Raw genomic sequence first — 12658 nt, 5'->3', positions numbered from 1 at the left:
CCGATGCCGCAGCCGATCCACCTGAAAGACCACGAGAAAGACGCCCGCCTGGTGCGTCGGCGCGTCATCGTCGGGGCGGTGGCGGTGGTCTTGCTGACCCTGGTGCTGGTGGCGCGCATGTACCACCTGCAGGTGACCCAGTACGAGTACCATTCGACGCTGTCGGAGAACAACCGGGTCCATGTGCAGCCGATCCCGCCGACCCGCGGGATCATCTTCGACCGCAACGGCGTGATCATCGCCGACAACCGGCCGAGCTTCAGCCTGACCATCACCCGCGAACGCACCGAGGACCTGCAGAAGACCCTCGACACGCTGGTGGAGATCCTCGGCCTGACCGAGGACGACCGGGCCATCTTCGAGAAGCGCATGAAGCAGGGGCGGCGTCCGTTCGAGCCGGTTCCCATCATGTTCGAACTCAACGAGGAACAGATCGCCCGCATCGCGGTGAACCAGTTCCGCCTGCCGGGCGTCGACGTGGCGACCCAGTTCGTCCGCCACTACCCGCTGAAGGAGCACTTCGCCCATTCGGTCGGGTACGTCGGGCGGATCAACGAGCAGGAACTGAAGAACCTCGACCCGATCAACTACAGCGGCACCCACCATATCGGCAAGACCGGCATCGAGCGCTTCTACGAGAGCGAGCTGCACGGCACCGTTGGCTACGAGGAAGTCGAGACCAACGCCCGCGGGCGGGTGCTGCGGGTGCTCAAGCGCACCGACCCGATTCCCGGCAAGGACATCGTCCTGAGCATCGATAGCCGCCTGCAGGAGGCCGCCGAGAACGCCCTGGCCGGGCGGCGGGGCGCCATCGTGGCGATCCAGCCGTCCACCGGCGACGTGCTGGCGATGGTCAGCCAGCCGAGCTACGACCCCAACCTGTTCGTCACCGGCATCAGCTTCAAGGCCTATGCCGAGCTGCGCGACTCCATCGACCGGCCGCTGTACAACCGCGTCCTGCGCGGGCTCTATCCGCCGGGCTCGACGGTGAAACCGGCGGTGGCGCTGGCCGGCCTCGACGCCGGGGTGGTCACGCCGACCTCGCGGGTCTTCGACCCCGGCTACTACCAGTTGCCCAACTACGACCACAAGTACCGTAACTGGAACCGCTACGGCGATGGCTGGGTGAGCCTGGAGTCGGCGATCTACCGGTCCAACGACACCTATTTCTACGACCTCGCGCACAAGCTGGGGATCGACCGCCTGCACGCCTTCATGAGTCGCTTCGGTTTCGGCCAGAAAGTCGCCCTGGACATGTTCGGCGAAGCCGACGGGCTGATGCCCTCGCGCGAATGGAAGCGCAAGACCCGCCGCCAGGTCTGGTACCCGGGGGAGACCCTGATCCTCGGCATCGGCCAGGGCTACATGCAGGCGACGCCGATCCAGTTGGCGCAGATGACCGCGCTGCTGGCCAACAAGGGCCACTGGATCCGCCCGCACCTGGCCAAGACCATCGACGGCCAGCCGCCGGTCGACCCCGACCCGATGCCCGACATCGTGCTGCGCGACCCGGCCAACTGGGACCGCGTCGACTACGGCATGCAGCAGGTGGTGCATGGCGCCCGTGGCACGGCGCGCAAGGTCGGCGCCACCTCGGCCTACCTGATCGCCGGCAAGAGCGGTACCGCCCAGGTGGTGGCGATCAAGCAGAACGAGCGCTACGACCGCTCCAAGCTGCTCGAGCGGCACCGCGACCACGCCCTGTTCGTCGGCTTCGCGCCGGCCAACAACCCGCAGATCGCGGTGGCGGTGATGGTGGAGAACGGCGAGTCCGGCTCCGGCGTCGCCGCCCCGGTGGTCAAGCAGGTGATGGACGCCTGGCTGCTCGACGAGCACGGCAAGCTCAAGGCCGAATACGCGGAACCCGTCGCGCCGCTCGCGGCGGCGGTGGCCAAGCCCGAACCCACGGCAGCCGAGCCGGAGGCGCCCGCCCTTGAACAGTAACTTCGACCGCACCCTGTCCAACGAAGACGTGATGCGCCGGCGCGCCAGCCTGTTGCAGCGCCTGCACATCGACGGGATTCTCCTGCTGCTGTTGCTGATCCTTGGCGCCACCGGCCTGTTCGTCCTCTATTCGGCGAGCGGCAAGAGCTGGGACATGCTGATGAAGCAGGCCACCTCGTTCGGCCTGGGACTGGGCATGATGGTGGTCATCGCCCAGATCGAGCCGCGCTTCATGGCCCGCTGGGTGCCGCTGGGCTACCTGGTGGGGGTCGCGCTGCTGGTGGTGGTCGACGTGATCGGCCACGACGCCAAGGGGGCGACGCGCTGGATCAACATCCCCGGGGTGATCCGCTTCCAGCCCTCGGAGTTCATGAAGCTGCTGATGCCGATGACGGTGGCCTGGTACCTGTCCAAGCGCAACCTGCCGCCGGGGCTCAAGCACATGGTGATCAGCCTGGCGATCATCATCACCCCGTTCGTGCTGATCCTGAAACAGCCCGACCTCGGCACCGCCATGCTGATCCTCGCTTCCGGCGGCTTCGTGCTGTTCGTCGGCGGCCTGCGCTGGCGCTGGATCGTCGGCGCGGTGTCGGCGGCGGTGCCGATCGCAGTGGCGATGTGGTTCTTCATCATGCACGACTACCAGAAACAGCGGGTGCTGACCTTCCTCGACCCGGAAAGCGACCCGCTGGGCACCGGCTGGAACATCATCCAGTCTAAGGCGGCCATCGGTTCCGGCGGGGTATTCGGCAAGGGCTGGCTGCTGGGCACCCAGTCGCACCTGGATTTTTTGCCGGAAAGCCACACCGACTTTATCATTGCGGTCCTCGGCGAGGAGTTCGGCCTGGTCGGCGTCTGCCTGCTGCTGGTGCTCTACCTGCTGCTGATCAGTCGTGGCCTGGTGATCACCGCCCAGGCGCAGACGCTCTACGGCAAACTGCTGGCCGGTGGCATCACCATGACGTTTTTCGTTTATGTCTTCGTGAATATCGGTATGGTGAGCGGGTTGTTGCCGGTGGTGGGGGTACCGCTGCCTTTCATTAGTTATGGCGGAACTTCGCTGGTTACCCTGTTGTCAGGGTTCGGGGTTCTGATGTCGATCCATACCCATCGGAAGTGGATCGCCCAGGTTTGAGACCAAGAGTGAAGAACGCAATGCAAGTACTGCGTACATGGGCGGCCAGGGGCGTCCAATGGGTCGGCGTAGCCGGCGTCATTGGCCTGTCCGGGGCGGCCCAGGCGGGGGACTACGACGGCTCGCCGCAAGTGGCCGAGTTCGTCAGCGAAATGACCCGCGACTACGGCTTCGCCGGAGAGCAGCTGATGGGGCTGTTCCGCGACGTGAACCGCAAGCAGTCGATCCTCGATGCGATCTCGCGCCCGGCCGAGCGGGTCAAGCAGTGGAAGGAATACCGGCCGATCTTCATCAGCGACGCGCGCATCAGTCGTGGTGTCGACTTCTGGAACAAGCATGCCGAAGACCTGGCGCGGGCAGAGAAGGAATACGGCGTGCCGGCCGAGATCATCGTCTCGATCATCGGCGTGGAAACCTTCTTCGGCCGCAACACCGGCAGCTACCGGGTGATGGACGCGCTGTCCACCCTCGGCTTCGACTACCCGCCGCGGGCCGACTTCTTCCGCAAGGAGTTGCGCGAGTTCCTCCTGCTCGCCCGCGAACAGCAGGTCGACCCGCTCAGCCTGACCGGCTCCTACGCCGGCGCCATGGGCCTGCCGCAATTCATGCCGAGCAGCTTCCGCGCCTACGCGGTGGACTTCGACGGCGATGGCCACATCAATATCTGGAGCGACCCGACCGACGCCATCGGTAGCGTCGCCAGCTACTTCAAGCAGCACGGCTGGGTCACCGGCGAGCCGGTGGTCTCGGTGGCCGAGATCAACGACGAGAGCGCCGAGAGCGCGGTGACCAGGGGCGTCGACCCGACCATGAGCCTGGGCGAGCTGCGTGCCCGCGGCTGGCGCACCCATGATGCGCTGCGCGACGACCAGAAGGTCACGGCGATGCGTTTCGTCGGCGACAAGGGCATCGAGTATTGGGTCGGTTTGCCGAACTTCTACGTGATCACCCGCTATAATCGCAGCGCCATGTATGCCATGGCGGTTTATCAGCTGGCGGGCGAGATTGCCCGCGCGCGAGGTGCCCATTGAGCAAGCGTGTCCGCTCCTCCCTGATCCTGCCCGCCGTCTGCGGCCTCGGGCTGGCGGCCGTGCTGTTGAGCAGTTGCTCCAGCAAGGCGCCCCAGCAGCCGGCCAGGCAGGCGGGCATTTCCGGGCCGGGCGACTATTCCCGTCCGCATCGCGACGGCGCCCCCTGGTGGGACGTCGACGTGTCGCGGATCCCCGATGCGGTGCCGATGCCGCACAACGGTTCGGTGAAGGCCAACCCCTACACCGTGCTGGGCAAGACCTACTACCCGATGAACGATGCGCGGGCCTACCGGATGGTCGGCACCGCGTCCTGGTACGGCACCAAGTTCCACGGCCAGGCCACCGCCAACGGCGAGACCTACGACCTCTACGGCATGACCGCCGCGCACAAGACCCTGCCGTTGCCGAGCTACGTGCGGGTGACCAACCTGGACAACGGCAAGAGCGTGATCGTCCGCGTCAACGACCGCGGCCCGTTCTATTCCGACCGGGTCATCGACCTGTCCTTCGCCGCGGCGAAGAAGCTCGGCTATGCCGAGACCGGCACCGCGCGGGTCAAGGTCGAAGGCATCGACCCGGTGCAGTGGTGGGCCCAGCGCGGCCGGCCGGCACCGATGGTCCTGGCGCAGCCCAAGCAGGCGGTGGCCCAGGCCCCCGCTGCGACGCAAACTCAGGCGGTGGCGATGGCCCAGCCGATCGAGACCTACACCCCGCCGCCGGCGCAGCACGCGGCCGCCGTGCTGCCGGTGCAGATCGACTCAAAAAAAAACGCTTCATTACCAGCCGATGGCCTGTATCTCCAGGTGGGCGCCTTCGCCAACCCGGATGCAGCGGAGCTGCTGAAGGCCAAGCTGAGCGGCGTGACGGCTGCGCCGGTGTTTATCAGCTCGGTCGTACGCAACCAGCAGATTCTGCACCGGGTGCGGCTGGGACCGATCGGTTCGGCGGACGAGGTTAGCCGCACCCAGGACAGCATCCGCGTGGCCAACCTTGGCCAGCCGACGCTGGTACGCCCCGACTGAGCGCCTACTCACGCAGGGAATTCCCGCAAGGGATTGTTTGACCATTGGTAGAACCAGAGAGACGGATGAACATCACCACTATCGCGAAACGCTTGTCACTGCTTGTCCTGTTCATCGCCCCTACGGCTGGCTGGGCTGCTGAATCCATGGTTCCGGCGCCGCCGCAACTGGCCGCCAAGTCGTACGTCCTGATGGACGGCGAGAGCGGCCAGGTTCTGGTCGAGAACAACGGCGACCAGCGCCTGCCGCCGGCCAGCCTGACCAAACTGATGACCGCCTACATCGCCACCAAGGAGATCGAGGCCGGCCGCATCGGCGAGAACGACCTGGTCACCGTCAGCGAACATGCCTGGCGCACCGGCGGTTCGCGGATGTTCATCAAGGTCGGCAGCCAGGTCTCGGTGAGCGACCTGCTGCATGGCATCATCATCCAGTCCGGCAACGACGCCAGCGTCGCCCTGGCCGAGCATATCGCCGGCAGCGAAGACGCCTTCGCCGACATGATGAACACCACCGCGCAGAAGCTGGGCCTGACCAACTCCCACTTCATGGACGCCACCGGCCTGCCCAACCCGGACCACTATTCCTCCGCCCGCGACATGGCGGTGCTGGCCCGCGCGATCATCTACGGCGAGCCGAGCCACTACGCGATCTACGCGCAGAAGGAATTCCTCTGGAACAACATCAAGCAGCCGAACCGCAACCTGCTGCTGTGGCGCGACAAGACCGTCGACGGCCTGAAGACCGGCCACACCGACGAAGCCGGCTACTGCCTGGTGGCTTCCGCGGTACGCGACGGCCAGCGCATGATCGCCGTGGTGTTCGGCACCAACAGCGAGCAGGCCCGCGCTGCCGAGACCCAGAAGCTGCTGACCTATGGCTTCCGCTTCTTCGAAAGCCGCAACTTCTACAAGAAGGGCACCGAGCTGACCAAGGGCCTGGTCTGGAAGGGTTCCGAGCATGAAGTGAAAGCCGGCCTCGCCGAAGACCTGACCATGACCCTGCCGCGCGGCCAGATGCAGAAGCTGCAGGCCAGCATGGTCCTGGAGCCGCAGCTGATGGCGCCGATCCAGCAGGGCCAGGTGATCGGCAAGGTGGAAGTGAAGCTGGACGACAAGGTCATCCGCAGCGCCGACCTGGTCGCCCTCAACGCCGTCGAGGAGGGTGGTTTCTTCCGCCGCCTGTGGGATAGCATCCGCCTGTTCTTCTACGGTTTGTTCAACTGACCGACCGGCGCCCGCCCGCTCACGAGGCCAGCGGGCGCCCGTCCCCGCGGACCACGGGTCCGCCGCCGCCATGACCGATACCCCTGACGTTCAACCCCCGAAAATCGAATTCCCCTGCGAGCGCTATCCGATCAAGGTGATCGGCGACGCCGGCGAAGGTTTCTCCGACCTGGTCGTGGAAATCATCCAGCGCCACGCGCCGGATCTCGACGTCGAGACCCTGGTGGTCCGTGACAGCAGCAAGGGGCGATTCCTCTCGGTGCAGGTGCTGATCACCGCCACCGATGTCGACCAACTGCAAGCCATCCATAACGACCTGCGCGCGACCGGACGCGTGCACATGGTGCTCTGATGGGACTCGAGCTGGGCTTCCGTGAGCTCGGCGAGGTTCCCTACGAACCGACCTGGCATGCCATGCAGCGCTTCGTTGCCGAACGCGACAAATCGGTAATGGACGAAGCCTGGCTGTTGCAGCACCCTGCAGTCTTCACCCAGGGGCAGGCCGGCAAGGCGGAGCATGTGCTGTTCCCCGGCGACATCCCGGTGATCCAGGTGGATCGCGGCGGCCAGGTGACCTACCACGGCCCCGGCCAGTTGGTCACCTACCTGCTGCTCGATGTCCGCCGCCTGGGACTGGGCGTGCGCGAGCTGGTCAGCCGGATCGAGCAGAGCCTGATCGGCCTGCTGGCGTCCTATGACGTGCAGGCCGTGGCCAAGCCGGACGCGCCGGGTGTCTACGTCGACGGGGCGAAGATCGCCTCCCTCGGCCTGCGCATCCGCAACGGCTGTTCCTTCCATGGCCTGGCGCTGAACCTGGACATGGACCTGCGACCGTTCCAACGAATCAATCCCTGCGGCTACGCCGGGATGCCCATGACCCAACTGCGCGACCTGGTTGGGCCGGTGGATTTTGCCGAGGTGTGTACCCGATTGCGCGCTGAGCTCGTCTCACGCCTTGGCTACGCTGAACAGAAGACCCTTACGGGCGGGATCGAACTGACATGAGCACTGTTGTGGAGAAGTCCGGAGAAGCCAAGCCGGGCAAGGTGGAAGTCGGCGTGAAGCTGCGCGGCGCGGAAAAGGTCGCGCGGATTCCGGTGAAGATCATTCCCACCGAGGAACTGCCGAAGAAACCCGACTGGATCCGCGTGCGCATCCCGGTTTCCCCCGAGGTCGACCGCATCAAGCAACTGCTGCGCAAGCACAAGCTGCACAGCGTCTGCGAAGAGGCGTCCTGCCCGAACCTGGGCGAGTGCTTCTCCGGCGGCACCGCGACCTTCATGATCATGGGTGACATCTGCACCCGGCGCTGCCCGTTCTGCGACGTCGGCCATGGCCGGCCGAAGCCGCTGGACGTCGACGAGCCGACCAACCTGGCCATCGCCATCGCCGACCTGCGGCTGAAGTACGTGGTGATCACCTCGGTGGACCGCGACGACCTGCGCGACGGCGGTGCCCAGCACTTCGCCGACTGCCTGCGCGAGATCCGCAAGCTGTCGCCGGGGATCCAGCTGGAAACCCTGGTGCCCGACTATCGCGGTCGCATGGACATCGCCCTGGAGATCACCGCCAACGAGCCGCCGGACGTGTTCAACCATAACCTGGAGACGGTACCGCGCCTGTACCGCTCCTCGCGGCCGGGCTCGGACTTCGAGTGGTCGCTGGACCTGCTGCAGAAGTTCAAGCAGATGGTTCCGCACGTACCGACCAAGTCCGGGCTGATGCTCGGCCTGGGCGAGACCGACGATGAGGTCATCGAGGTCATGCAGCGGATGCGCGAGCACGACATCGACATGCTGACCCTCGGCCAGTACCTGCAGCCGTCGCGCAACCACCTGCCGGTGCAGCGCTTCGTGCATCCGGACACCTTCGCCTGGTTCGCCGAGGAAGGCGAGAAGATGGGCTTCAAGAACGTCGCGTCCGGCCCGCTGGTGCGTTCGTCCTACCATGCCGACCAGCAGGCGCACGGCAACAAGATCGGCTGATCGACGCCGCGCCAATGCCTCCGACGCCGCGTCCCTGCACAGGGACGCGGCGTTTTTCTTTGGGCAGCCACCAAGCCTCTTCGGACGTAGGACGAACAACCGCTTGCGGTTATCCGCCGGCGCGTAGGTGAGTACCGTTTGCGCTCATCCCTGTGCGGTAACGAAGCGACTGCGCTGGCCGAGCTGCCGCACCGCCTCGATCAGTGCATCGGCCGCCAGGCTGGGTTGGCGCGAGAAGGCGTAGAAACGCGCCTCCGGCAGCGTCGGAAAACCCTGTTCCGGGCCCAGTTCGCGCAGCCCCTCGCGCATCTGGCTGCGCGCCACCACCGTCACGGCGAAACCGGCCAGCGCGGCGGACAGGCAGCCGGCCATGCTGGCGCTCTCGAACACCAGGCGCCAGGGACGCGCAGCGGCGCCGAGGGCTGTAATCGCCGCTTCGCGGTAGACGCAGGGTTCGGGGAACAGCGCCAGCGGCAGCGGTTCGCCCACGGGCAGCTCGATCGCGGTCGCCGCGGCCCAGACCAGCGGTTCCTCCCAGAGCAGTTCGCCGTCGTCTCCGACCCGCCGGCACTGCTTGCCGAACACCACGTCGGTGCGCCCCTGGGCCTGCTGGCGGAGCAGGTCGGTGGTGATACCGACCTTGAGTTCGATGGATGCTTCGGGGTGCCAGCGGCGAAAGCGTTGCAGGACGCGTGGCAGCCAGGCGCTGGCGAAGTCCTCCGAAGCGCCGATGCGCAGGCGGTCGCGGATCGGCGTGCCGTGCAGCCTGGCGCGGGCCTCGCGCTCCAGCTCGACGATGTTGCGGGCATAGGCGTAGAGCGTCTCGCCCGCCTGGGTCAGCTCCAGGCGGCGGGTGGTGCGGCTGAGCAGGCTGACGCCGGCTGTCTGTTCCAGGCGCTTGATATGCCCGCTGACCGCGGAGGGAGTGAGCGCGAGATTGTCCGCGGCGAGGGCGAAGCCGCCACTGTCGACCACTTCGAGAAAGGTACGCAACAACACGATATCCAGGGATTGGGAGGTGGGGACGGCAAGCTCCATGAGGTCTTCCATTCATCTCGTTTCATGAATAGTAGACGCTAACTATTCATGAATCACCCTTGGCAAGCGTCCTAGGATGTCCCTTCGCTTTCTCTTGGAGAGGTCCGATGAGCCGCTATGCCTTCGTTTCCACCGATGTCCTGGATATCGCCTACCTGGAGTGGAATCCGCAGGGGGCGCGCAGCGCCGTCTTGTTGCACGGTTGGCCGGACAGCCCGCATACCTGGAAAGACCTGGCGGAGTCCCTGGCGGACGCCGGCTATCGGGTGCTGGCACCAGCCCTCCGGGGATTCGCCCCGACCCGCTTCCGCGATGCGTCTACTCCGCGCAGCGGGCAACTGGCGGCTCTGGCTTGCGATGTGCTGGCATTCGTCGACAGCCTGGCATTGCAACGTCCCCTGCTGGTCGGCCATGACTGGGGGGCTCGCGCGGTGGCCAGTGCCTGCGGACTGCGCGAGGGCGGCGCCTCGCACCTGGTGATGCTCTCGGTGGGGTACGCCAGCAACGATCCGCAGCAAGTTCTTTCCCTGCCGCAGGCCCGTAGCTTCTGGTACCAGTGGTTCATGGCTACGCCACGCGGAGAGCGCGCGCTGCGCGAGGAGGGCGAGGCGTTCGCCCGGCAGATGTGGGACACCTGGTCGCCGCCGGGATGGTATGCCGAGCGCGATTTCCAGGAGGCCGCCCAGGCCTTCTCCGGGCCGGACTGGGTTGCCGTGGTGCTGCACTATTACCGGCATCGCTGGGGCTTCGTCGCGGGGGAGCCGCGCTACGGGGCGGCGGAACAGCGCTTGCTCCCGGCACCGCGCCTGGCGCTGCCGACCCTGGTGCTGCACGGCGGCGCGGATGCCTGTACCCACCCCGACGGCTCCCGCGGACGCGAGCACTACTTCAGCGGGCGTTACCAGCGGCTGGTGCTGGAGGGCGTCGGCCATTTTCCGCAGCGTGAGGCGGCCAATCAGGTGGCGGACGCGATCCTGCGGTTCTGCGCGGATGACTAGGTCCTGGACGCCGCAGCGGCGGATAACGCCCATGGCGTTATCCGCCCTACGAATCGGTGCGAAAGGTCTTGCTCGGCGGGACGAATGATCGCGTCGCGGTTATCCGCCGATGGGGCGGGGGGACGGCGGATAACTCGCCCTACGAACCGGTGTGCCGCGAGCGGTCGCGGCGGACGTGGGGTCGTAAGCTCCGCCGGCGGCCCTATGGCGTCCGCAGGCGGTCGAGCAGCGCCGGGGTCGGATAGCCGTCCGCCGGCCAGCCGAACTCCTGCTGGCAGGCGCGGATCGCCTTGCGCGTATTGGCGCCGATGATGCCGTCCACCGCGCCCGGATCGTGTCCGCGGGCGGCCAGTTGCCGTTGCAGCTCGATGCGCTGCGAGCGGCTCAGCGGAACATCCTCCAGTGGCCAGGCGCCGACTATCCGGCCGCCGCCCTTGAAGCTGTCGGCGAGCAGGCCGACGGCCAGGGCATAGGCACTGGAGTTGTTGTACTTGAGGATGGCGCGGAAGTTGTGCAGCACCAGGAAGGCCGGGCCGCGGTGCCCGGCCGGCAGCAGCAGCGAGGCCTGTTCGCCGGAGAGCCCGGAGGGCAGGGGGCCGCCGTTGACGCCTTGTACGCCCATCCCTTGCCACTCGCCCAGGGGCTTGCGGATGGTGAGTTCCGCCAGGGAATAGTCGAAGCCTGCCGGCAGGCGGACTTCGAACCCCCAGGGTTGTCCGGCGATCCAGCCGGAGGCTTTCAGGTAGTTGGCGGTGGAGGCCAGGGCGTCGCCGGGCGAGCCCCAGATGTCACGCTTGCCGTCGCCGTCGAAGTCCACGGCATACTGGTTGTAGGTGGTTGGGATGAACTGGGTCTGGCCCATGGCGCCGGCCCAGGAGCCGATCATGAAGGAGGCCGGAACGTCGCCGTGCTGGAGGATCTTCAGGGCGGCGAGCAACTGGGCGTGGGCGAATTCCGGACGGCGTCCTTCATAGGCGAGGGTCGCCAGGGAGCGGATCACGTTCTTGTTGCCCATGTGCGAACCGTAGTTGCTCTCCATGCCCCAGATCGCCACCACCGCATCCGCATCCACCGCATAGCGCGCGTCGACTTCGCCGAGGATGCGCGCATGCTGCGCCAGGCGCGCCTGGCCCTGGCGAACGCGCAGCGGATCGAGGGCGCCTTCCAGGTACTTCCATACCGGTCGGGTGAATTCCGGCTGGCTGCGGTCTGCTTCGACCACGGCGGGATCGGGCTGGACGCCGGCGAAGGCGCGATCGAAGGTCTGCGCATCGATTCCACCGGCCAGCGCCTGTTGACGGAAGGCGTCGCGCCACTGTTCGAAGCTCTGCCCAGGTTGGGCCTCGTTCGGCGCGCCAGCGGGCACCGAGGCGGCCGGGCCGGCGCCGGAGAAGGGCGCCTTGGTCTGCAGGGGAGCGGCAGGCTGGTTGTATTCGACTGTCGGATTCTTCTGCGCGCAGGCGCTGGAGAGGCCAAGCCCCATGGCGACGACGGTGCTGCCCAGCAGCCCGCTCACCTTCAGCAGGGCGGATCGTTCGGGGTTACGCATTGCTCTCCTCAGCAGGGTCCTCGGGACGGGCCACCTTAGCACGCCGGCCAGAACGCGTCTGCCGTCGTTGGACGCGCCGGCAGGGCCCCGGGTTCGCCAATACGGTTCCATCGGCTTCGACATAGGTTCGGTCACTGTCGGGCGGCCAATGGTTTCGTCCGTACCGCTCCGCCGCCTGTCGAAGCCTCGCGGCGCACCCGAGTCGGGATCGGCGACGGGCCGCGCGGCATGCTCGAGGCCTTCGACTTCTTCTTCCTGGCCTTCGTTCTGCGCGACATGGCTACCCGCTTCGGCGTCGGCATCGAACGCCCGAGCCTGGTTCGTGCGCTGCAATGGCCAGAGGGTTGCCAGTCGGCCGCGCGGGATGTCGAGGCCGCGGATCATGATGGAGGAACCATTGGCTTTTCGCCCAACCCGATGGGGCCAGGGCTTGCGCGCCGACGATAGTGTGCCCATGGGCGGCAGGCTGGCGGTGGGGTTGGTCTTGTCGACGGGCTTCGGGCGGGGTAGGCGGGGCGCGTGGGTGAGGAGGGCATTGCGGGAGGATGGACCAGCGGCTGTTTCAGGCCGCCATAACAAAAGAAGCCTCCCAGTTACGGGAGGCTTCGCGGCGGTAGCTGCCTTTGCCTTTCTTCGCCTGTTCCTGGCGGCTGCGGAACAGTGGCTGGGCGACCAGGGATTTGGCCTTGTTCGGCCGCTTGCTTTTCTTTGCCATGGCATAGGTCCTCGA

General features: G+C 66.6%; 13 protein-coding genes. 10 read left to right on the top strand and 3 right to left on the bottom strand.

Features of this window, described 5'->3' with window-relative positions:
- The first annotated feature begins 3 nt into the window (after positions 1 to 3).
- The 8 genes from mrdA (at position 4) to lipA (ending at position 8343) form a co-directional block, all read left to right on the top strand.
- On the top strand, positions 4 to 1944 hold the full coding sequence (gene mrdA, locus HMPREF2581_RS10290; protein ID WP_003093191.1) for a penicillin-binding protein 2: 1941 nt from the start codon (positions 4 to 6) through the stop codon (positions 1942 to 1944).
- Between the two features lie 31 nt (positions 1945 to 1975).
- Entirely contained in the window at positions 1976 to 3079 is a 1104-nt protein-coding gene (gene rodA / locus HMPREF2581_RS10285) for a rod shape-determining protein RodA (RefSeq protein WP_003114090.1), read from the top strand.
- Positions 3080 to 3087: 8 nt separating this feature from the next.
- Positions 3088 to 4110 carry a lytic murein transglycosylase B gene (gene mltB, locus HMPREF2581_RS10280; RefSeq protein WP_003132500.1) on the top strand — a complete coding sequence of 341 codons (1023 nt, stop codon included), beginning with the start codon at positions 3088 to 3090 and terminating at the stop codon, positions 4108 to 4110.
- Positions 4107 to 5132 carry a septal ring lytic transglycosylase RlpA gene (rlpA, locus tag HMPREF2581_RS10275; protein WP_003093184.1) on the top strand — a complete coding sequence of 342 codons (1026 nt, stop codon included), beginning with the start codon at positions 4107 to 4109 and terminating at the stop codon, positions 5130 to 5132. Before mltB ends, rlpA begins: the two co-directional genes overlap by 4 nt.
- Positions 5133 to 5197: 65 nt before the next feature.
- Entirely contained in the window at positions 5198 to 6358 is a 1161-nt protein-coding gene (locus tag HMPREF2581_RS10270) for a D-alanyl-D-alanine carboxypeptidase family protein (protein WP_003093182.1), read from the top strand.
- Positions 6359 to 6428: 70 nt separating this feature from the next.
- Positions 6429 to 6710 (top strand): DUF493 domain-containing protein, encoded by a 282-nt coding sequence (locus HMPREF2581_RS10265; protein WP_003100311.1) that lies wholly within the window; start codon positions 6429 to 6431, stop codon positions 6708 to 6710.
- Complete coding sequence (gene lipB / locus HMPREF2581_RS10260; RefSeq protein ID WP_003093177.1) at positions 6710 to 7363, top strand: lipoyl(octanoyl) transferase LipB; 654 nt, start codon at positions 6710 to 6712, stop codon at positions 7361 to 7363. The genes HMPREF2581_RS10265 and lipB overlap by 1 nt, the downstream gene beginning before the upstream one ends.
- Positions 7360 to 8343: a lipoyl synthase gene (gene lipA / locus HMPREF2581_RS10255; protein WP_003119196.1), complete on the top strand. Its 984-nt coding sequence runs from the start codon at positions 7360 to 7362 to the stop codon at positions 8341 to 8343. The genes lipB and lipA overlap by 4 nt, the downstream gene beginning before the upstream one ends.
- 144 nt (positions 8344 to 8487) lie before the next feature.
- On the opposite strand, the gene HMPREF2581_RS10250 is transcribed toward lipA, so the two are convergent.
- The gene (locus tag HMPREF2581_RS10250) at positions 8488 to 9381 is read right to left on the bottom strand and encodes a LysR family transcriptional regulator (RefSeq protein WP_003137695.1); all 894 of its coding nucleotides are present in this window, start codon (positions 9379 to 9381) and stop codon (positions 8488 to 8490) included.
- 107 nt (positions 9382 to 9488) lie between these two features.
- On the opposite strand from HMPREF2581_RS10250, the gene HMPREF2581_RS10245 reads away from it, so the two are divergent.
- The gene (locus HMPREF2581_RS10245) at positions 9489 to 10379 is read left to right on the top strand and encodes an alpha/beta fold hydrolase (RefSeq protein WP_003137697.1); all 891 of its coding nucleotides are present in this window, start codon (positions 9489 to 9491) and stop codon (positions 10377 to 10379) included.
- 202 nt (positions 10380 to 10581) lie between these two features.
- On the opposite strand, the gene HMPREF2581_RS10240 is transcribed toward HMPREF2581_RS10245, so the two are convergent.
- Positions 10582 to 11928: a lytic murein transglycosylase gene (locus HMPREF2581_RS10240; RefSeq protein WP_003118255.1), complete on the bottom strand. Its 1347-nt coding sequence runs from the start codon at positions 11926 to 11928 to the stop codon at positions 10582 to 10584.
- Positions 11929 to 12156: 228 nt separating this feature from the next.
- Between HMPREF2581_RS10240 and HMPREF2581_RS33305 the strand changes: the two genes are divergently transcribed.
- Positions 12157 to 12375 (top strand): hypothetical protein, encoded by a 219-nt coding sequence (locus tag HMPREF2581_RS33305; protein ID WP_003093170.1) that lies wholly within the window; start codon positions 12157 to 12159, stop codon positions 12373 to 12375.
- A gap of 115 nt (positions 12376 to 12490) precedes the next feature.
- Here the strand turns inward: HMPREF2581_RS33305 and arfA are convergent, their stop codons facing one another.
- Complete coding sequence (gene arfA, locus HMPREF2581_RS10225) at positions 12491 to 12643, bottom strand: alternative ribosome-rescue factor A (RefSeq protein WP_003093169.1); 153 nt, start codon at positions 12641 to 12643, stop codon at positions 12491 to 12493.
- Positions 12644 to 12658 lie beyond the last annotated feature (15 nt).

The sequence above is a fragment of the Pseudomonas sp. HMSC057H01 genome, assembly GCF_001836405.1.
In the GTDB taxonomy this organism is placed as follows: domain Bacteria; phylum Pseudomonadota; class Gammaproteobacteria; order Pseudomonadales; family Pseudomonadaceae; genus Pseudomonas; species Pseudomonas aeruginosa.
This window is presented reverse-complemented; position numbering and strand designations above follow the sequence as displayed.

Excerpts from the sequence above, each read along its gene's own strand:
- mrdA (WP_003093191.1), top strand. The coding sequence starts at position 4 with ATGCCGCAGCCGATCCACCTGAAAGACCACGAGAAAGACGCCCGCCTG.
- rodA (WP_003114090.1), top strand. The coding sequence starts at position 1,976 with ATGCGCCGGCGCGCCAGCCTGTTGCAGCGCCTGCACATCGACGGGATT.
- HMPREF2581_RS10270 (WP_003093182.1), top strand. The coding sequence starts at position 5,198 with ATGAACATCACCACTATCGCGAAACGCTTGTCACTGCTTGTCCTGTTC.
- HMPREF2581_RS10265 (WP_003100311.1), top strand. The coding sequence starts at position 6,429 with ATGACCGATACCCCTGACGTTCAACCCCCGAAAATCGAATTCCCCTGC.
- lipB (WP_003093177.1), top strand. The coding sequence starts at position 6,710 with ATGGGACTCGAGCTGGGCTTCCGTGAGCTCGGCGAGGTTCCCTACGAA.
- lipA (WP_003119196.1), top strand. The coding sequence starts at position 7,360 with ATGAGCACTGTTGTGGAGAAGTCCGGAGAAGCCAAGCCGGGCAAGGTG.
- HMPREF2581_RS10250 (WP_003137695.1), bottom strand. The coding sequence starts at position 9,381 with ATGGAGCTTGCCGTCCCCACCTCCCAATCCCTGGATATCGTGTTGTTG.
- HMPREF2581_RS10245 (WP_003137697.1), top strand. The coding sequence starts at position 9,489 with ATGAGCCGCTATGCCTTCGTTTCCACCGATGTCCTGGATATCGCCTAC.
- HMPREF2581_RS10240 (WP_003118255.1), bottom strand. The coding sequence starts at position 11,928 with ATGCGTAACCCCGAACGATCCGCCCTGCTGAAGGTGAGCGGGCTGCTG.
- HMPREF2581_RS33305 (WP_003093170.1), top strand. The coding sequence starts at position 12,157 with ATGCTCGAGGCCTTCGACTTCTTCTTCCTGGCCTTCGTTCTGCGCGAC.
- arfA (WP_003093169.1), bottom strand. The coding sequence starts at position 12,643 with ATGGCAAAGAAAAGCAAGCGGCCGAACAAGGCCAAATCCCTGGTCGCC.